At 65.5% G+C, this 19,579-nt stretch carries 12 protein-coding genes and 1 pseudogene; 11 read left to right on the top strand and 2 right to left on the bottom strand.

Annotation, left to right across the window (positions count from 1 at the left end; translation table 11 throughout):
• Positions 1–1,266: 1,266 nt before the first annotated feature.
• Positions 1,267–2,412, bottom strand: coding sequence for an FAD-dependent oxidoreductase (locus tag ACYOEI_RS40405; RefSeq protein WP_462856332.1), 1,146 nt, complete (start codon positions 2,410–2,412; stop codon positions 1,267–1,269).
• A 96-nt stretch (positions 2,413–2,508) separates the two neighbouring features.
• Between ACYOEI_RS40405 and ACYOEI_RS40400 the strand changes: the two genes are divergently transcribed.
• From ACYOEI_RS40400 to ACYOEI_RS40370, 7 genes are all read left to right on the top strand, one after another.
• The gene (locus ACYOEI_RS40400; RefSeq protein ID WP_462856331.1) at positions 2,509–2,985 is read left to right on the top strand and encodes a MarR family winged helix-turn-helix transcriptional regulator; all 477 of its coding nucleotides are present in this window, start codon (positions 2,509–2,511) and stop codon (positions 2,983–2,985) included.
• 355 nt (positions 2,986–3,340) lie between these two features.
• On the top strand, positions 3,341–4,819 hold the full coding sequence (locus tag ACYOEI_RS40395) for a hypothetical protein (protein ID WP_462856330.1): 1,479 nt from the start codon (positions 3,341–3,343) through the stop codon (positions 4,817–4,819).
• Between the two features lie 398 nt (positions 4,820–5,217).
• Positions 5,218–6,639: a hypothetical protein gene (locus tag ACYOEI_RS40390; protein WP_462856329.1), complete on the top strand. Its 1,422-nt coding sequence runs from the start codon at positions 5,218–5,220 to the stop codon at positions 6,637–6,639.
• 58 nt (positions 6,640–6,697) lie between these two features.
• Entirely contained in the window at positions 6,698–7,876 is a 1,179-nt protein-coding gene (locus ACYOEI_RS40385) for a glycosyltransferase family 4 protein (protein ID WP_462856328.1), read from the top strand.
• Positions 7,873–10,047, top strand: a complete 2,175-nt coding sequence (locus ACYOEI_RS40380) for an amylo-alpha-1,6-glucosidase (protein WP_462856326.1) — start codon at positions 7,873–7,875, stop codon at positions 10,045–10,047. The genes ACYOEI_RS40385 and ACYOEI_RS40380 overlap by 4 nt, the downstream gene beginning before the upstream one ends.
• Positions 10,048–10,604: 557 nt before the next feature.
• On the top strand, positions 10,605–12,188 hold the full coding sequence (locus ACYOEI_RS40375) for an outer membrane beta-barrel protein (RefSeq protein WP_462856325.1): 1,584 nt from the start codon (positions 10,605–10,607) through the stop codon (positions 12,186–12,188).
• Positions 12,189–12,538: 350 nt separating this feature from the next.
• Complete coding sequence (locus tag ACYOEI_RS40370) at positions 12,539–16,636, top strand: Pls/PosA family non-ribosomal peptide synthetase (RefSeq protein ID WP_462856324.1); 4,098 nt, start codon at positions 12,539–12,541, stop codon at positions 16,634–16,636.
• Positions 16,637–16,819: 183 nt separating this feature from the next.
• Here the strand turns inward: ACYOEI_RS40370 and ACYOEI_RS40365 are convergent, their stop codons facing one another.
• On the bottom strand, positions 16,820–16,960 hold the full coding sequence (locus tag ACYOEI_RS40365) for a hypothetical protein (RefSeq protein ID WP_462856323.1): 141 nt from the start codon (positions 16,958–16,960) through the stop codon (positions 16,820–16,822).
• 187 nt (positions 16,961–17,147) lie between these two features.
• Between ACYOEI_RS40365 and ACYOEI_RS40360 the strand changes: the two genes are divergently transcribed.
• The 4 genes and pseudogenes from ACYOEI_RS40360 to ACYOEI_RS40345 form a co-directional block, all read left to right on the top strand.
• Positions 17,148–17,348 carry a hypothetical protein gene (locus ACYOEI_RS40360; protein ID WP_462856321.1) on the top strand — a complete coding sequence of 67 codons (201 nt, stop codon included), beginning with the start codon at positions 17,148–17,150 and terminating at the stop codon, positions 17,346–17,348.
• Between the two features lie 137 nt (positions 17,349–17,485).
• Positions 17,486–18,202: pseudogene (locus ACYOEI_RS40355) on the top strand (potassium-transporting ATPase subunit C); the annotation flags it as partial.
• Between the two features lie 899 nt (positions 18,203–19,101).
• Entirely contained in the window at positions 19,102–19,323 is a 222-nt protein-coding gene (locus ACYOEI_RS40350) for a hypothetical protein (protein ID WP_462856319.1), read from the top strand.
• Positions 19,250–19,579, top strand: a 330-nt coding sequence (locus tag ACYOEI_RS40345; protein ID WP_462856318.1) for a hypothetical protein, incomplete at its 3' end; no start/stop codon positions are given. The genes ACYOEI_RS40350 and ACYOEI_RS40345, both read left to right, overlap by 74 nt.

Raw genomic sequence — 19,579 nt, 5'->3', positions numbered from 1 at the left:
AGCCACGGTCCATAGGGACAGCGCCCGCCGAAGGCTGGCACGGCGAGTCTTCGTTGAGTGCACCGATCGCGAGTACAGGCGAAAGAAATTCAGAGAAAATGAAGGGCGGATGTGCGGAACATAGGTTTCAGCATAGAGGAAGCGATTCTACCCGCCACCGCGGACTTTGCCGAATCGATCTCGAAACATGTACAAGAGATATTTTTTCTCGGATCCATTGAGGGCAAGGTGATTGGATTCACGGGTAATGGTCCTTTTCGCGAGGCGGATCTCGATCGGCTCGCGGTCAAGTTGAAGGCCATCTCTGATTGCGAAGGGATCGACTGGGGTGATCTGGAATGGGTGGTAATCGGTTCGGATCAGTTCGACTATGAGTATCTCGAGCAAGCCGCGACTGTGCCTTATATAAGATTTTTCTCTCAAGAGGAGTTTCTGAGCGTCCTGTTATTCGGTGAATCCTCGATGTGGCCCTCATCAACTTCGGAGATTCGACGCACGCATGAGGGCCTTCGATTCGTCGACGATCTGGCCAAGAAAGGGCGGAACCACCAACACCTTGAGTCTTCAATCCCAACCGCGAGAGTTTCACTTCAGCCCTCAGCATCTTCACCGTCGAAGGCCCCTGCCCCAACATCCCTAGATCTGATGCCTATAGTAATCAACCCAAAGTCTGTTCCTCGAGGGGCTCCTTCGCAGTCAGCTTCTGACTCAATCAAATCGACCGAGGTATCTGCTCCCTCTCAAGAAATATCTCTTACCGCAGATGCCCGAGCCCAGATCTCGGCCAGAAGCGGATCGGCTGTCCCACCAATTCCGGCTTCTCGGCCTCCCGAGATCCGAGAAACCCCAAAAGGCCAACCCACATCTGGTTCGGCTTCACCTGTCCTTAACGACTCTCCTCCGTTCACGAGTGTCAAATATTCAATCAAATATCCTGATTTACCAAGAGTTTCGCCTCCGGAAACGAGCGAATTCAATAATTCGAATTTGAGGGTGGAATCCGAGCTAATGAAACTCGGCTATTCGGTCAAAAAAGGGACAATCCGGACCCATCGTCGGCTCGCTCTGCAACACGGTGTTGACAAACTCGGACTTCAAAACGTTATCAACCACCTCGCTTGGTTGGTTCGGTTCCACCGCTACAAGCAAAGTATGTATGATGCCGTGGCACGCTGGCAAGAAGATCTCGAATGGTTGACGCGAACGCATAGCAGACGCTGAACGAAGATTCTCAGAATCGCTGAATCTCGGATAGAAGCAAGCCTCTTACCTGATTTGACGTTCTTGCATGTGGCGCAACAGTTGGGCGAATCCATCATCTGAGAACGCGGATTCGATCGCCTCGGCGGCCCCTGCGGCGGCGACCTCGGCTCGGGCGAACATCGTCTCTTCGTAGCCCCGGATCGCCGCCTGCCAATCCTCGGCGACGGTGAGGGCAACCGCCAGGTCCGCCGCGTCGATCATGGCCAGGTTCACCCCCTCCCCGGAGAAGGGCGACATGACATGGGCGGCATCGCCGAGGAGCGTGACGCCCGGGCGGTTCTCCCAGCGATGGCCCACGGGCAACGCATAGAGGGGCAGGAACGTCATCCCACCGCGGGACTCGCGGATCAACGGGAGAAGCCTCGGGGACCACCCCTGGAAATACCCGGCCAGCGTGTTCCTCGCCTCGTCGGGATAGCCCGCGTCGATGACTCCGGAGGTCGCCCACCCTTCCGGGACTCGCAGCGCGACGTAGACGCCAACGTGAGCATTCGCGTCGCGATGAGCAATGAGTCCCCGGTTCTCCCCCATGGCGAACACCATCCCGTGGCCGACCAGTCGGGCGACCTCGGGATGCCGCTCGTCCACGTCGTCGAACCCCAACGACACGAACGTGACACCGGAATAGGCCGGCACCGCGTCTGAAAGCACCGGACGGACTCGCGAGCGCGTCCCGTCGGCCCCGACCACCAGGTCGAAGGACTCGACATGGCCTTCCTCGAAGCGTAGATCCCAACCCCCGTCGTCGCGTGGCCCAATCTCCAGCAGCCGATGCCCCCAACGCACAACACCGGGCGGGAGGGAATCGAGCAGGATCCGGCGCAACGCGGCACGGTCGACCTCGGGCCGATCGAAGTCGGCCGCCTCCCCCTCCTCCTCGAAATGCAGGACCCCGTCCCGGTCGAAGAGGCGAGTCCCCTGGTCCTCATATCGCGCAATGCTCAGGAATTCCTGCTCCAACCCCGCCAGCCGCAAGGCGTGCTGGCCGGTGTCGGCGTGGAAGTCCAACGATCCCCCTTGCGCCCGATGGTCCGGCGTGACGTCCCGCTCGAAGACGGTCGCCGCCACGCCCCTGGTGTGCAAGATCCGGGCAAGCGTCAGCCCGCCAGGGCCTCCGCCTACGATCGCGATGCGAGGGACTCTCTCCATTTCGGATCCTCCATGGAACGGCCTCGGGTCGATTTTCCAGATGTATAGCATGCTATGCACTTGCGGACCAAGGTCAAGTCTGGGATAATCCCCGACATGGCCTGGGTCCCGAAGAAGAGCGCCGAGCACCTGATCGGCCGCACGGCGCGGCTGCTCACCCGCGTGGGAGATGCGCGTCTGAAGACGCTCGGCCTCACCGGAGCCCACCTCCCAATCTTCGCGGCGCTCCAGGACGGCTCGACCCTCTCCCAGACGGAGCTGGCGAAGCTCGCGGTGGTGGAGCAGCCGACGATGGCGGCGACGCTCTCGAGGATGGAGCGCGACGGCTTGATCGTGCGCGAGCCCGACCCGGGCGACCGCCGCAGCAGCCTGATCCGCCTGACGGCCGCAGCCCTCGCGAAGCTCCCCGAATTAACGGCCTTGCGTTCCCAGGCCGCCGAAGAAGCCCTGTCCGGCTTCGACGAGGCCGAGCGCGAACTCCTCGCCGGCATGCTCATGAGGATCATCGCGAACGTCGAGAAGGCCGCGACGGGAGGAAATGGCTCTCGGATCGCCAGTAGCGATAAATGCTGAAGACAACTTATATCACTAAACCACGCCGGCTTCGGTCCGACATGGTCGCCGACGCGAATGCGAGGCGAGACATCGACACTCCTCGCGGATCTCCAACAGACTCGTACCGCGCGAGGATTTCACCACAAAGGCACAAAGAACCATCGAAGGAGGTCCGAAGAGGATAGATTCTCCCTGGCTCCTCCTCTTTGTGTCCTTATGTGCCTTTGTGGTGAAGCCTTCTTCCGGCAAAGCCTCGGTGGGGATCAGCGAGACAGCGAGAAGTCTCAGATTTCTTGTGCATCTCGAGCGACATGGAGTATCCTCCAGTCACGTGAGCCGCGCGATCCCGAGCCTCAACGCGGCATGAGTGTTCATGCGGCGGGGGATCGAAGATCGGCGCCACCTGGCTCACTCCCCTCCCTTGGACAATCCTGAACGCTCCCGGTCTGAATCCCGGGCTCGCCGTAACCGCCACACCGCCGGTATCTTCGCCGAGTTCGGCGTCACGCCTCCCGAAGCCTCGCTGCTCCATGTCGCCTGCTACGGCATAGATGCCCCGCCGGACGATGTCCATGGCCCAGTCGACGAGCCCACCTGGGGGGGAATCGATCGCTGGGCCTCGCTCGATGTCTACAGCATCGGCGGCAAGAGCACCCGGGCCCAATGCCGGGCCGCACTGACCGCTTGTCTGAACAAGGGTTGGTTGCAAGTCATCGACGAGCCGGCCCTCGCCAAGATCGTCGATGAGCTCCGCGAACGCCGGGTTCTCGGCCCGATCTACGGGTTGCCCCCGGTCGGTGCCGTCGCCTTCACCGACGCCGGTGCGGCGTTATGGCAACAGATCGCAGAACCGCGTCGGGGCGACTCCCCTCGGACACCCTCGAGTGGCAGCGGGATTGTCCGAGCCAAATCAACCCGCTACCTGCCAACCCGAGCGAAGGCCGTCGCTGAAATCGAAAGCGCTCGCAATAATCCCGACGTGATCTCCGTCACCGGTCCTTTCCCCACTGGCCCGTGGCGCGCCCAGTGGTGGCGACGTTTTCCCGAGGGCTACCGCATCGAGATCGAGGAGCATAACTCGACGGAGAAGCTCGGGATCGAGAGCGAGTCTTGTTACTTCGCATCCTCTCCCCCCGAGGAGGATCCCCAACGGCTGCAATATATTCTCGACTGTCACAACGTCACGTTCACAGAGTGGATCCTCTTGCAGGCCATGGAAGATGGCCCCCGTAGTTTGCATGCTGTCAAGAGGCGCGGGTTGAGGGAGTGCCTCCTGGGCTTCGGCGGCACGATCTCGAATCAGATGTGCATCCTCGGGCCCGACGGCACGATCTCGGAGGAAGCGGTCCGGAACGGGTTGGATGCCTGCCTCCGCCACGGTTGGTTGAGGGCCTTGGACCAGCACGTGCTCGACGAGATCCATCACTTGCTGCGAAACGACCCGGCGCTCCTGGCCCTCCCCAAGACAGCCGAGCTTCGTCCGGAAGGTTCTTGCGTTCTCGAAGACCCGGACCATCCGGGCCATTTTGTGTCATCACTGGCATCTCCCGAAAGTCGTTGGGGAGAGATCGAGTTCTCGCCGACCGGGGCAGCCCTCTATCGGATGATCTCGGCCGAATGGCTGGGCCCGGACTTGGAAGAGGGGTTTCTCGCCACGAAGCGGTACTCCTGGGAGGAGCACCATTTTTGCGAGTCGGAAGAGGGCTTCCGGCGCAACATCCAGGAACACATCGCGAACGGATTGACCATCGAAGCCACCCGAATCGTACCAATCGGCCCCTGGTGTATTCACTGGTGGGATCGGTACCCGTCAGGCTACCGGCTGGAGCTTGAGATCGGGGATCGTCGTTGACGTCCTGATCACAAAAGAACGAGGAGTTCACCGAGATCCAACCCTGGCTGGCCTGCGCTCTACCGGGCTTCGCCAGACGCATCGGATGAAATACGGCTAATATCCCTGATCGAACACTCCTCCTATTTTCTTATTCGTTCGATTATCCGTGTTCCATCCGTGTTCAATCCGTGGCCAAAAAAATCCCCCATCCACGGCCCAAACGCCGCAAACCCTGCCGACTCTTGCAATCGGCATCCTGAATCGTGCGGCCTGCACGATACGAGGGCCGTAGCCACGCCAGGCTCGACGACATAACTGTTTCTGCCACCACGAATTGTGGCCACTCACGCGATCGGGCACATCCCTTGCTTTTGGGGAGGGCGGGTCTCGATCGGCGGATTCTACAAGGAGCGGTGATGCACGCGGACGACCTCTACTTCATCATCCCGACGTACCGGCTCAGGGACGTCGGCGAGGCGGTCGAGACTTACGACGAGCACTTCTGGCGGAACGGCCACTCGCCGACGCTGATCGTGTGCGACGACTCCAGCCCGGTCGCCCAGGAGAAGTACTTCGCGCTGCTGGAGCAGACGAGCACCCACGGGGAGCTCTACTACGTCGGCCCGAAGGAGAAAGAAGAGTTCATCGGTTTCCTGAGCCGACGGCTCCGCGACAAGCGGCTCGACGGCCTGGTCAAGAACCTGTTCCGGCCCAGCTACGGGGGGAACCGGAACCACACGCTGATGCACACCCTGGGCGGGTTGATGATCTCGTCGGATGACGACATGCGCCCTTATGCCTTGATGGAACACAGCCTCGAGTCGCTCGGCCAGGGGGAGGTGAGCCGGGGCCGGCTGCACCGGACCGGGGAGGCCGGGTACGGGCGGAAGTCGTTCGACATCATCGGGTCGTTCCTCGACGTCCTCGGGAAGCGGGCGGGCGAAGTGCCGGACAACTACGAGACGGGCGAGGTCCTCGTCGACACCGCGATGGAGTTGGAGACCAACGTGTCGATGGGCTTGGCGAGGGAGAACTCGCTGGTCTTGGAGCGAGGGCCGGTGCCGAGCTCCTCGGTGGTGAAGATGGCCCAGACGTTCCGCTCCGGGACGAACGACATCGACGCGATGGACTTCGCCGACCTCTTCCTCGAGGACGAGGCCCAGGTCGACCCCGACGGCCTGAACGAGCTCTACGTCCTGGTCAACTTCCGGCCGGCCCTGACCAACAAGAACTGGCGGATGGACTGCGGCGTGGCGGGCTACGACAACACCTTCGGCCTCCCCCCGTTCTTCCCGACCCGCCTCCGGTTCGAGGACTACATCTACCGGATCTGGATCCAGCAGGACGGCGTCGCCGCGGCCCACGTCGACTCGGCGCAGAACCACACGCGGTCCAACTACATGCGGAACCCCGTGGCCGCCGAGATCTTCAACGAGGAGGTGTCGAACCTGCTCAAGCGGAAGATCAAGGACACCGTCACCCGCGTCGACGACCTGGGCATCGCCTTCGACTACGACGGCGAGGTCACGGCCGACGACGCCCTCGCCGTGCTCGACAAGGTAGCGGCGATGTACACCCGGGCGATGCAGGCGGCCGAGCGCGCCTCACGCCCCGAACGCAAGGACGCCCTCCGGCTGTTCGCGGCGAACCTCCAAAAGGCCTTCTACGCCTTCGAGCCCGACTTCTTCCACCAGAACCTCCTGCGGATCGTGGACGACGTCGTGACCATCATCAAGGGCTCGATCGAGCTCTGGCCGACCCTCATCGAGATCTGCTACTTCGAGAAGGACCGCCGAGGGCTCCCCCGGATCAAGGTGAACAACCGCCGGGCCAGTTGAGCGAGGCCTGTGGCGATTCCCTTCTCCCCTTCCCACCCAAACCGAGGCTTTCCCAACGATGCGGATCGCGCAGGTCGCGCCGCTCTTCGAGAGCGTCCCGCCGAGGCTGTACGGCGGGACGGAGCGTGTCGTCTCGTACTTGACCGAAGAATTGGTACGCCAAGGACACGAGGTCACCCTGTTCGCCAGCGGAGACTCTCGCACAGCAGCCCGATTGATCCCGGGATCTCCCCGGGCGCTCTGGGAGGAGCCCGAGTGCCGGGAGACGCTCCCGCACCACGTCGGGCTCGTCGAGATGGTCACAAGGGAGGCGGATCAATTCGACCTGATCCACTTCCACCTCGACTACGTCCATTTCCCGGTCGTCGGGCGGCTCCCCTGCCCCACTGTGACAACCCTCCACGGCCGGTTGTCCCCCTTCGACCAGGAGGCGTTCTTCGACGCCTATCCCGACGTCCCGATCGTGTCGATCTCGGACGACCAGCGCCGGCCGATCCCCCGGGCGAACTGGCGGGCGACCGTCCACCACGGCCTGCCCCTCGACCTGCACCGCCCTCGCAAAGCCCCGGGGACCTACCTCGCCTTCCTCGGGCGGGTCTCTCCCGAGAAGGGGCTCGAGAAGGCTATCGAGATCTCGCGGCAAGCCGACTTGAAGCTCCGCGTGGCCGCCAAGATCTACCCCGAGGAGCGACCCTATTACGAGCGCGAAATCGTCCCCCTCTTGCGGACATCCCCCTGGGTCGAGTTCGTCGGCGAGGTCGGCGGAGAGGCGAAGGATGCGTTCCTCGGCGACGCCCTCGCGCTCCTCTTCCCGATCGATTGGGCCGAGCCGTTCGGCCTCGTCATGATCGAAGCGATGGCCTGCGGCACGCCCGTCATTGCCTTCCGCCGAGGCTCCGTCCCCGAGGTCATGGTCGACGGCGTGACCGGCTTCGTCGTCGACGACGTCGCGGGGGCCGTGGAGGCCGTCCGCCGCGTCCCGACGCTCGACCGCAACACTTGCCGCCAGTCCTTCGCCCAAAGATTCGGCGCCGACCGGATGGCCCGCGACTACGAGGCGGTCTACCGCCGGCTCGTCGAGGGCGAGGCCCCATCCGTCTCGCGCGAAGACGAGCACCACGAGGCCCGACGCCCGATCGCCGGCGCGATCCGACGCCGACGTTCCCTGTTCGGCCCCGTCGGAGCCGGCGCGTCGCCTCCCGACCCCGCGTTGCCCCCTGGAGGGACCCCGCGATGAGCTCCACCCCGACGACCGGAGGCGACCCGCACCACGTGCTCGCCGCCTCGAGCCTGACCGACGACCGCACCCGCGTCCTCAAGCACGGCGACACGTTCGCCGTGTTCGACCACCTCGGCCAGATCAAGGCCGGGGGCCTGGGAGAAGAGGGGCTGTACCACGAGGGGACGCGGTACCTCTCGCTCCTGGTCCTCGAGCTCGACGGCCGGCCGCCGTTCTTCCTCGGCTCGACCGTCCGCGACCGCAACGACCTGCTCTCGGTCTCCCTGACGAATCCGGACCGCTCCCACGACGGCCGGGTCGACGTGCCGCTCGGGACGCTCCATCTGGCGGTTCGCACGAGGCTCTGGCAAGGGGCCTGCCACGTCCGGATCCGGGCGAAGAACCACGGCCTCGACCGCTTCGACGTCGCGGTCGGGCTCCGGTTCCGGGCCGACTTCGCCGACATCTTCGAGGTCCGGGGGATGACCCGCAAGGCCAGGGGCCGCAACCTCCCCCCGGAGGTCGAGCCGGGCCGCGTCGTGCTCGGCTACGTCGGCCTAGACGGGGAACGTCGGAGGACCCTGCTGCGCTTCTCACCAAATCCGGCGGACTTGCACCACGACCGGGCGAGGTTCGACCTGTCGATCCGCCCGCACGAAGAGCTCGTGATCGACCTGGCGGTCGCCTGCTGGCGCGGGGACGAGACGCCCGAGCCCCCGGACTTCGACACCGCCCAGGAGGCGTCCGGCGCCGCCCTCACCCGCCTCCGCAAAGGCTCGGCACGAGTCCGGGCGTCGGACGGCCGGTTCGACGCCTGGCTTCGCCGCTCCGAGTCGGACCTGTCCATGATGACCTCGGAGCTGCCGACAGGCCCCTACCCCTACGCCGGGGTCCCCTGGTTCAACACCCCGTTCGGCCGCGACGGCATCATCACCGCACTCGAATGCCTCTGGCTCCGGCCCGACCTCGCCCGAGGGGTGCTCGCCTACCTCGCGTCGACCCAGGCGACCGAGGTGATCCCCGAGCAGGACGCCGAGCCCGGCAAGATCCTCCACGAGACGCGGAACGGCGAGATGGCGACGCTCGGCGAGATGCCATTTGGGCGCTATTATGGCAGTGTCGACGCGACCCCGCTCTTCGTGCTCCTGGCGGGGGCCTACTACGAGCGGACCGCGGATTTACCCTTCCTCGAAGCCCTCTGGCCGCACGTCGAGGCCGCGCTCGGCTGGATCGACCGCGATGGCGATCGTGACGGCGACGGCTTCGTCGAATACGAGCGCCGGGCCGGCGACGGCCTGATCCACCAGGGGTGGAAGGACTCCGACGACGCCGTCTCGCACGCCGACGGCTCCTTCGCGACCGGCCCGATCGCCCTCTGCGAGGTCCAATCCTACGTCTACGCCGCGCGCCGGGCCGGCGCGGCCCTGGCGGCCGCCCTCGGGAAGCCGGACCGCTCCGCCATGCTCGAGCGCCAGGCCGAGGCCCTCCGCGCCCGCTTCGAAGAGGCCTTCTGGAGCAACGACCTGGGGACCTACGCCCTGGCCCTCGACGGCGACAAGCGCCCCTGCCTCATCCGCTCCTCCAACGCCGGCCACTGCCTCTTCGGCGGGATCGCCGCCCCCGACCGCGCCTCGCGGGTGGCGAAGGGTTTGATGTCCCCCGAGTCCTTCTCCGGCTGGGGCATCCGCACGATCGCCGCGACCCAGGTCCGCTTCAACCCCATGGCCTACCACAACGGCTCCGTCTGGCCCCACGACAATGCCATGATCGCCTTCGGGGCCTCCCGATACGGCCTCAAGGACCTCCCGCGCCGCGTCCTCGCCGGCCTCTTCGCCGCAGCGACCTCCTTCGACCTCCACCGCATGCCCGAGCTCTTCTGCGGATTCGGCCGCGAAGCCGGCGAAGGCCCCATCCCCTACCCCGTCGCCTGCGCACCCCAAGCCTGGGCGGCCGGGTCCGTCTTCCTCCTCCTCCAGGCCTGCCTCGGCCTCGGCATCACCGCGACCGAGCGTCAGCTCTGGTTCCACCAACCCAGGCTCCCCGCCTTCCTACCCCAACTCCGCATCACCAACCTCCGCGTCGCCGAAGCCACCGTCGACCTCCGCCTCATCCGCCACCGCGCCGGCGTCGGCGTCGGCGTGGACGTCATCCGCAAGGCCGGCGACCTCGACGTCGTCGTCGAAATCTAACCAATACCAAAATCTCAATATCACTAATACCACTTAATTTAGAATTATAAAATTCAATTCTGGATCTCCCGCGTCGCAGGGCGATGGCGATCTCGTTCAATCTCTTCGAGGATCCGGCCGTCGTCTTCATTCCAGTGCTCCGCCATCATGCCGGCGGCGGACTCGGTGCCCCCGGGTCGCCATCCGGGCGAGGGACCTGGGAGTGTCTTCGAGCAGGTAAAACTCGGCCTCGATCCTCCGCCACTCATCCACTCATCGGGGAGCGATAACTCCCATCGACCTGGCGCGGAGGGAAGCGTACACTGCCGGCCCCCCTCCCAAGCCGTCGAGTCGGTGCAGGAGCAGGCAAGGTGACCGTCGTGTTTCCTGAAGGCTGCCGCAGGGGACCAATCTGGTCATGCTGGGGCAAGCGGGGTCGGTTCCCGATCGGCGTATTCCTACTGCCTGTCGCGGGTTGCGCGTCGATCTCCAATACCCACCCACGGGTCGGGCCACGGGCCGACGTGGTCAGATCGGTCGCGATCGCCCCGTCATCAGAGAGAGGCTCGGTCCCCCGAGTGGCCCAGGCCGCGGATCCGGAAGTCCGCAGGACCGAAGGGGAAACGCCTCAACCCGTCCGTGCCGGGGCGGCTCCCGCCGTGGAAAGCCGCCCGGGATGCTCCGCGCCCCTCGAATCGAGCGGCAAAGACGACGAAGAGGAGGACGACGAGGACGACGAGGACGACGAGGATGACGACGACGATGACGAATCGATGCCCGCACGGGGCTCGACCGGCGCCTCACGTCGGGAACAAAGCCCCGCGCAGGTCGCGATCCGCCGCCCTGGCGCCGTTTCCGCGGGCGAGCGACCGGAATTCGACCTCGACCGTCCCCGGGCCGAGCGGTCTGGCGGGGGTGGTGCCCCCACGAAGGAGGACGAGACGAACGACGAGCTCGAAGTGGCGGACGAAGACTTCCCCAACCCGTATCTCTTGATGAACGCGCTCGGTCTCGCCGAGTCCCGGACCAAGTTCTACGGCTGGATGGAAGGCTCGATCGCGGGGAACCCGAACGTCCCGAGGCGCGGGGAGAACTTCGGCCTCTTCCCCAACAACCAGGCCAACGTCTGGCTCTTTCCGCAGATCTACTTCGTGGCCGAGCGCCGACCCGAGGAGGAGGATTACCTCGACTGGGGATTCCGCTTCGACAACTTCTTCGGCAACGGCTGGTTGGGGACGCAAAACGCCGGGGTCATCCAGGGGCGCTACCTGCCGAATCAGGTCGGATGGGACCCCGTGCAGTTCTTCGGCGAGCTGCACCTGCCCGTCCTGACCCAAGGCGGCATGGACCTGAAGTTCGGCAGGTTCTACTCGCTGTCCGGCTACGAGGCCGTGATCGCCCCCGGCCGCCCGCTCCTGTCGACCGGCTACATGTTCTCGTACAGCCACCCGTTCGCCCAGCTCGGCGTGCAGTCGACCCTGCACCTGACCGACCGCTTCAACTGGTACAACGGCGTGAGCTTATATAACACGTCGATCAACGGGGACGACCGGCTCTTCGACCTGAGCGGCTCGATCGGTTACATCGGCGGGTTCTCGTGGGATTCGAAGGACGACCGCACCAATCTGACGGCCTCCATCGACGTCGGCTCGAACATCTTCCCGGTCTCCCCGGTCCCGGGCCAGGTCCTGCCCCGCCTCCCCGGGCCGATGCCCCCCCCACGGCCGCAGGCCCCGGGCGATCAGCTCCCTGACCGCTTCGCCGCCCTCTTCACGCAGATCCTCACGCACCAGGCGACCGAGAAGCTATCGACGATCGTCGAGGCCGACGAGGCGGTGGAAACGGGCATGCCAAGGCTCGACCCGAGTCGCCAGCCGGCGAATTCGTCGTGGTTCGGGCTCGGCGGCTGGGTCCTCTACGACCTGTCGACGAGGTGGACCGGCGTCTGCCGGCTCGAGAGCTTCTGGGACGTCACCGGCAGTCGCACCGGCTTCCCGACCACGTTCCACGAAGGGACGCTCGGCACGATCTTCAAACCTCGACCCTGGCTCTGGTTCCGTCCCGAAGTCCGCGGCGACTGGTCCGACCGCTTCCACCCGTTCAACGACGGCAAGTCGGCCAGTCAGTTCACCATCGGCTCCGACGTGATTGTCCTGTTCTGAGCCCTCGTGTCGTCCGTGTCGGACGCATTTCGATTCTGCTCTTGCCTGATGGACGATCCTGTGTGACATTCCCCGGCCGACGCGAGGCTCCCGAGGGGCAAGGTCCGCCCCAACGCGGGACGATGGAGACCGGCCCCCCCCGATGAAGCGAGAACGTACTGGGCGTTCTGCCCGGGACGAATATCCCCCCTACTGTAACAGACCTGCAACGCCCCCCCATTAGCGAGGGCGAAGTTTCCGAGGCCTGCCGACGGTCTCGAAGACTTCCTGCGATGAATCCCCCCCGTGTGAAGAAGCAGCAAGTGACCTCAATGTCGCCGACCGCGCGACGATCGATGGGCCAAGCGGCTATGATTTCCAGAGGCGCTGCACGTCCTGATCTGTTCAAGGACGAATGTCTTCCCGACATCCTCCGCACGACCGCGGCCCGGAGGCCCGGCCACCCGGCGATCCTCTGGGGCGACCGGGCGGTCACCTATGCCGAGCTCGACGCCCTGAGCGATCGGCTCGCCCGGGCCTTGGGGGGGCACGGGGCCGGACCGGGCCGGATCGTGGGGCTGTTCATGCCCCGAGGGGCGGACCTCCTGGTCGCCCAGGCCGGGATCTCGAAGAGTGGCGCCGCCTGGCTCCCCTTCGACGCCGACCTGCCGCGTGAACGAGTCGAGACATGTCTCGATTCCGCGGACGCCCGGGGGCTCGTGACGTGCCGCGAATGGATGGTACGCCTGGAGGGCCTGACGCAACCGGTCTGGGCGGTGGAAGACCTCCTGGAGCAAGGATCCACGTCCGAAGCCTCAGGCCTGCCGCCGGGGCCGAGGCCCTCGGACCCGGCCTACGTGATCTACACATCGGGCTCGACGGGAAAGCCCAAGGGGATCGCGGTCAGCCACCGGAGCATCTGCCACTTCCTCAGGTCCGAGAACGAACTCCTGGGCGTGGACGAGGACGACCGGGTCTACCAGGGCTTCTCGGCCGCGTTCGACATGTCGTTCGAAGAAATCTGGATATCTTACCTCGTGGGTGCGACCCTCTGGGTGGCCCCCGCCGGGTCGGTGGCCGACCCGGACCTCCTGGCGGGCGCGGTGAACCGTCACCGGCTCACGGTCGTGCACGCGGTGCCCACGTTGATGGGGCTCGTCGACGACCCACTGCCGACGGTCCGGCTCATCAACCTCGGCGGCGAGGCGTGCCCCGAGTCGCTGGTCGGGCGCCTCGCTCGGACGGGGCGGTTGCTCTTCAACACCTACGGGCCGACCGAGACGACCGTCTCGGCCACGCTCGCACGACTCGAGCCGGGCCTTCCGGTGACGATCGGGGCGCCGCTGCCGAACTACGGGATGATGGTCCTCGACGAATCGCGTCGGCCCTTGCCGACGGGCGAGGTCGGGGAGCTCGCGGTCTGCGGGCCGGGGGTCGCGATCGGCTACGTCGGCCGACCCGAGCTCACGGCGGACCGCTTCATCGCCAACCCGTTCGCCGAGACGCCCGAAGAGGCCCGGCTGTATCTGACGGGCGACCTCGGCCGGATCGAGGACGACGGCCAGATCACGTACCTCGGCCGGGGTGACGGCCAGGTCAAGGTCCGCGGGTTCCGCGTCGAGGTCGGCGAGATCGAGGCCGTGCTCGTCGAGCAGACCAGCGTCGCCGCGGCCGCCGTCGTGCTCCGCCCCTTGGGTTCGGGTTCGGACGAGGCCCTCGTGGGATTCGTCGTCCCGAACGCGGGCCACGAGGTCATCCCCAGCCCGGCGCAACTGCGCGGGGTCCTGGCCTCGCGGCTCCCCGCGTACATGGTGCCGACCCGGATCGAGGTCGTGGATAGCCTGCCCTGCCTGGCTTCGGGAAAGCTCGACCGGAAGGCACTCGGCACACTCCCCCTCTCTTCCCGTTCGGAGGCCGCGAGGCCCGACGCCTGCGCCCCGAGCAACCCGGACGAAGCCGCGCTCTTCGTCGCGGTCGAGGAACTGCTCCCGAACACCGACATTCGCCCCGACGCCGACTTCTTCGACGACCTCGGCGGCCATTCCCTGCTCGTCGCCCGCCTGGTTTCTCAGCTCCGCACCGACCCTAACTACGCCGAGATGAGCATCCAGGACGTCTACCGGCAACGGCCGCTGGGCATGCTCGCGGAGACGATGCGCCAGCGTCGCGAACGCCACCGAGGCCCGGTCGCGTTGCCGTACGCGCCGGTCTCGCGTCGTCGGCGTCTGGCATGCGGGTTGGCGCAGGCGGTGACGATGCCCTTCCTGGTCGTCCTGAACATGGCGGCCTGGCTCGCGCCGTTCTTCGCCTACCACTTCTTCACCGGCGACGAGGGGGACAGCATCCCCCACGCGGCGGCCAATTCGTTGGCCACGTTCCTCGGGGTCGAGGTCCTGACGTTCGGCATTGCCATCGCGGGCAAGTGGCTCGTCGCGGGGCGGCTGAAGGCCGGACGTTACCCCCTCTGGGGCTGGACCCACTTCCGCTGGTGGCTCGCGAGCCGGCTGTGCGAGCTCCCCCCGCTCGAGCTCCTGACGGGCACTCCGCTCCTCCCCTGGTACCTGCGGGCGCTGGGGGCGAGAATCGGCCGTGACGTCCAGATCGACTCGCTCTACCTGCAGGTGCCCGACCTCCTGTCGATCGAGTCGGGTGCAAGTATCGGCATGAGCGTCCACTTCGCGAACGCCCGCGCCGAACGGGGAGAGCTCGTGCTAGGACCCATCCACGTCGGCCGAGACGCGGTGATCGAGTCCTACGCCGTGCTGGAAGACCACACGTCGATGGGCGCGTCGTCCTGTCTCGGAGGCCTGTCGGCGCTCGCCTCGGGCGTCGAGGTCCCTCCCGGCGACACCTGGGAAGGCTCCCCCGCTCGTCCCGTCGAGCGTGCCCGCGAAGAGCTCCCGCCGCGCCCTTCGTTCTCGAGACTGGCGCGAATGGCCCAACTGGTGTTCTTCATCACCGGCAGCCTGACGGTCTCCGCGCTCTTCTTCCTGACGATCTTCCCGAGCTTCATCCTGATCGACTGGATCGACGCGAACCTCTGGGACCTCTTCCACGTCGGGGCCCGCCCGGCCTTCGCGTTCGTGTTCTACTTCCTGCTCGCCATCCCGGCCAGCGTGCTGCTCGTGGCCGCCACGATCCTCCTGGCCGCGGGCTTGCGACGCTCGATCGGTCGACAGCGCCCGGGCCTCTCGGCGGTCTACGGGCTCGGCTACTGCCGCAAGTGGCTCCACTCCCGCGTCTACGACGCCAGCCTGGGGGTACTCCACGGCCTGTTCGCCTCGGTGTTCGCCCCGTGCTGGCTCCGCCTCATGGGCGCCCAGGTCGGGCGAGGCGCCGAGGTGTCGACGGCCGCGGGGGTGATCCCCAACCTGCTGACGCTCGGCGAGCAATCCTTCATCGCCGACGGCGTCCTGCTCGGCGACGAAGAACAGCGCGGCGGGTGGATGGTGCTGACCCCCACGACCATCGGCGCCCGAGCCTTCGTCGGGAACGGCGCCTATGTCTCCGACGGGGCGATCGTCCCCAACGACGTCCTGATCGGCGTCCAGACGCGTACGCCCGAGAACGATCGCCTGCGGCCGGGCCAGACGTGGATGGGATCCCCCGCGCTGCTCTTGCCCGCCCGCGAACGCCCGGCCGACTTCGACCCCTCCCTCACCTTCGAGCCCACCTGGAAGCGCCGCCTGGCCCGAGGGACCATCGAGGCCTTGCGCATCGTGCTCCCCCTGGCGTTCATCACCGCGTCCGGCTATTTGATCGTCCACGAAGTGATGCCGATCGCCGAAGACGGGCGTTGGCTCGCGACGTGGGCGGCCCTGGCGTTGTCGGGGTGCGTGTTCGGCGGCTCGTCCTTCCTGCTGGTCGTCCTCCTGAAATGGGGCCTGATCGGCCGCTACAAGCCGGGGGCCTCGCCGATGTGGTCGCCGTTCGTCTGGCTGAGCGAGGCGGTGACCAACGTCTATGAGTCGCTGGCCGTCCCGAACTTCCTCAACCTCCTCCGCGGCTCGCCCATGCTCCCGTGGGCACTCCGGCTGCTCGGCGTACACGTCGGCAACGGCGTCTTCCTCGACACCACCGACCTGACCGAATTCGACTGCGTCCGGATCGGCGACGAAGCCGAGTTGAACGCCTGGTGCGGCCCGCAAACCCACCTGTTCGAAGATCGCGTGATGAAGATCGGCATCGTCGACATCGGCCCCCGCGTGACGATCGGCCCCTCCTCGACGGTCCTCTACGACTCGAGCATCGGGGAGTCCACCCAACTCGGCCCGCTCACCCTCGTCGCCAAGGGCGAGCGCGTGCCCCCACGGACGCGCTGGGCCGGATCGCCGGCGGTCCCTGCGTTCAGCGACGAGGACGGGCCCGAGTCTCCGAACCTTGTCCATCCCGATCCCGCACGGGCGCCACACTCCCCCAAACCCCGGGAAAGCGATCAAGACATCCCTCAATCCGCGACGTTTTACTGACGCAACAGATTTTCATCAACGACCCAACATCAGGCTAGAATCTGCCTCGGATGGAAGACGAAACTTTTTGAGCCACGGATGGAACACGGATAAGACGAAGAAAATGGTAATCAACAGTTGACACAAATTAGGTATTCAATACTTACTAAAATTTATTGAATTCCCAATCTGTGTCCATCTGCGTCATCTGTTGACGAATTCTCCGATCCCCTGATTTATCCGTGTTTCATCCGTGGCTAAGAAATCCTTCGTTGCAGATTGCAACTTGCCCTCCTCGACTTGCAATTCGCCCGATCCTTCCGGCCCGGCCCGGATCTTCATCATCGAGGCGGTTTCCTGTAACCGTCTCTCCTACAGCCACTTACGATTCACCAACGGGCCTTGGCATGAGTCCTGCCAACTGCTCAAGGGAGGATCGCGTCCCTCGAAGTCGGCCCGACTCCCTGGGTCCCTTGGGTTTGGCGTGTTAGAACGGACATGGCGGGGCCATGAGAGGCCCCTGGAGGCGTCTTTGACCGTCGCGTTGGTCCTCTCCAGGCTCGCCCTCGGGATGTCGGTGGTCGCTCTCGGCCTGACGCTCATCGCCCAACGGTTGGGGAAATCCCACGGCCTCATGAAAAGGAAGGCCGTGACAACCCTCGCTGCGGTGGGCCTGGGCATCGCGCTCCTCGGTTTCGGCCTCGGACTCGTCGCCGGCTGCGATCAGCTCTGAGCCTCGGATGCGGGGCAGGAGTGCCCTGCCTGCCGACTCGTTCAGTAGAGGCACTCCCCCCGGTAGGCGGAGCACTCCCGCCCCGCTTTTTCTTGACAATTTGTACACGTTTTTCGATTTTGGAAGGATAAGATGCGATGATCCGTGAGACTGTCCATGCCGTGCTCGCCTGTATCGTGAGCTTCGCCATTTGCGCCGTGGCCTATCCGGTCGCGGTCTACGGGCTCGGTCACACTCTCTTCCCCACACAGGCCTCGGGGAGCCTGGTCGAGCGCGACGGCAAGGTGATCGGCTCCCGGCTGATCGCTCAGCCGTTCGCGTCGGAGAAGTACTTCTCGCCCCGCCCCTCGGCGGCCGGTGCCTCGGGGTACTCGGCCGACGCGGCCAGCGGCTCGAACCTGGCGACGACCAACCCGGCGCTCCACGACCGGATCGCGCTCGATGCGGCCAGGCAGGTCGCCACCCACTCCGGCGACGCCGAGATCAAGGCGAAGTTGGAACGTCTCGACAGCCTCCAGGCCGACTTGAAGGCCAAGAAGGAGATCAAGGAACCCTCACCGGCCGACACCGACGCCATCGCCAAGCTCGAAGGCGAGGTCACCACGGCCCAAGGCCAGGTCCTGGAGCGTTCGAACGCCGTCGGCCAGACGGAGACCAACCGCGTGCCGGTCGACCTCGTCACGACCTCGGGCGCCGGGCTCGACCCGGACATCAGCCTCGAGGCCGCCCGCTACCAGGCTCCCCGCGTGGCCTCGGCCCGCAAGGTGCCTGTCGACCAGATCCTGAAGTTGATCGACGACCAGGCCGACCGTTCCGGGGCGATCATCGGCGCCCCTGCCCGGGTCAACGTGCTCCTGCTAAACCTCGAACTCGACAAGACGACCCCCGCACCCGTCGTGCCGACCGCCACCCCATCGGCCAACCTGCCGGCAGAGGTCCCGTCGACCACCCCTCCCGGTGCCTCATCGGCACCGGGCGGGGTCGAGTCCAAGAAGGTGGTGGAAGCCCCGGCTCCGGTCGTCGAGACGACCACGACAGAGGCCGTCGAGGCCTTGGCCGGGAGGGTCGATCGGCTCCAGGAGAAGCTCGACACCGCGACCGCCGAGAATCTGGCCGACGACATGAAGACGATCAAGACCCAGGTCGCGACGCTCGTCGCGGCCACCACCCCGATCGCCAGCCGTCTGGCCGGCCTCGACGCGAAAGTCGGAGGTTTCGAACGTGACATCCGATCGCTCCAGAGCGATCGAGCCGAGTCGCAGAAGGCCACTCCTGAAGCTCTCGATGACATCGCCACACTCGGCAAGCAGGTCCAGGCCCTGGGCTCGCAACTCGAGGCGATCCGTGCGTCCGTAAAGACGCGCCCGGTGATCGAGCGGGCCATCTCCGCCCCCGCAGCGACGACCGGCCTCGACCTCGCTCCGGCCATCGCGCTCTTCAACCAACGGCGGTTTGCCGAGGCGGCCCAATCGTTCCGGACCCTGGCCGAGACCCGACCGGGCGACGCCCGCCCCTGGTATTTCGCCGCGCTCGCCAACGGCCTGTCGTCAGGACGTTGGACGGGAGAGACCGCGGAACTCCTCAAGAAGGGCATGGAACGCGAGCGAGTCGGCTCGCCCGAGACCTCTGAGATCGATGCGGCCTTCGCCGGCCTGACCAAAGAGACCGGCAAGGACTGGCTCGGATTCTACCGCCGGCAGGCCACGCGCTGACGTTGCCCCGGACCGCCCGCCAGATTGTGGAGGATCCCACGATGGACCATCACAAAGCCAACCAAGTCGCCGACGCCCTCGGAGGCATCGCCCTGCGTAGCGTCGACGCGACCCTCCCCGGCTCCGAATGGATCGTCATCTTCGAGCGCCCCGATGGTCGAGTCGTCGTGATCTCCGAGACCTCCGTCGATGAATATGGAGATCGCGACGCATTCCACGCCGGCCAATGCTACGCCACCATCACCCTCGGCACGAACGCCTGAGCAACCTCATCAAATCAAAGGCGTCTCACCACAAAGGCACAAAGACACAAAGAAGACCAAGAAAGAAATGTTCATTCTTTTTGACTTCCTTTGTGCCTTTGTGGTTAATACCCTCCCCGAATTCCCACCGCGCGCAAAAAAACACCCCCATGACTCGGATGAGTCACGGGGGTGTTCGTGGAAGATTCCGGCGATAACCGACTTTCGCGCCAAAGGCACTATCATGGGCCTGGCGGGCTTAACGGCCGTGTTCGGG

The organism is Singulisphaera rosea, from assembly GCF_054877945.1.
The sequence above is the reverse complement of the archived record's forward strand: the minus strand, read 5'-3'. Positions and strand labels throughout refer to the sequence as shown.

Coding starts and splice junctions, on each gene's coding strand:
- ACYOEI_RS40405 (WP_462856332.1), bottom strand. CDS start 2,412: ATGGAGAGAGTCCCTCGCATCGCGATCGTAGGCGGAGGCCCTGGCGGG.
- ACYOEI_RS40400 (WP_462856331.1), top strand. CDS start 2,509: ATGGCCTGGGTCCCGAAGAAGAGCGCCGAGCACCTGATCGGCCGCACG.
- ACYOEI_RS40395 (WP_462856330.1), top strand. CDS start 3,341: ATGCGGCGGGGGATCGAAGATCGGCGCCACCTGGCTCACTCCCCTCCC.
- ACYOEI_RS40390 (WP_462856329.1), top strand. CDS start 5,218: ATGCACGCGGACGACCTCTACTTCATCATCCCGACGTACCGGCTCAGG.
- ACYOEI_RS40385 (WP_462856328.1), top strand. CDS start 6,698: ATGCGGATCGCGCAGGTCGCGCCGCTCTTCGAGAGCGTCCCGCCGAGG.
- ACYOEI_RS40380 (WP_462856326.1), top strand. CDS start 7,873: ATGAGCTCCACCCCGACGACCGGAGGCGACCCGCACCACGTGCTCGCC.
- ACYOEI_RS40370 (WP_462856324.1), top strand. CDS start 12,539: ATGATTTCCAGAGGCGCTGCACGTCCTGATCTGTTCAAGGACGAATGT.
- ACYOEI_RS40365 (WP_462856323.1), bottom strand. CDS start 16,960: ATGATGAAGATCCGGGCCGGGCCGGAAGGATCGGGCGAATTGCAAGTC.
- ACYOEI_RS40350 (WP_462856319.1), top strand. CDS start 19,102: ATGGACCATCACAAAGCCAACCAAGTCGCCGACGCCCTCGGAGGCATC.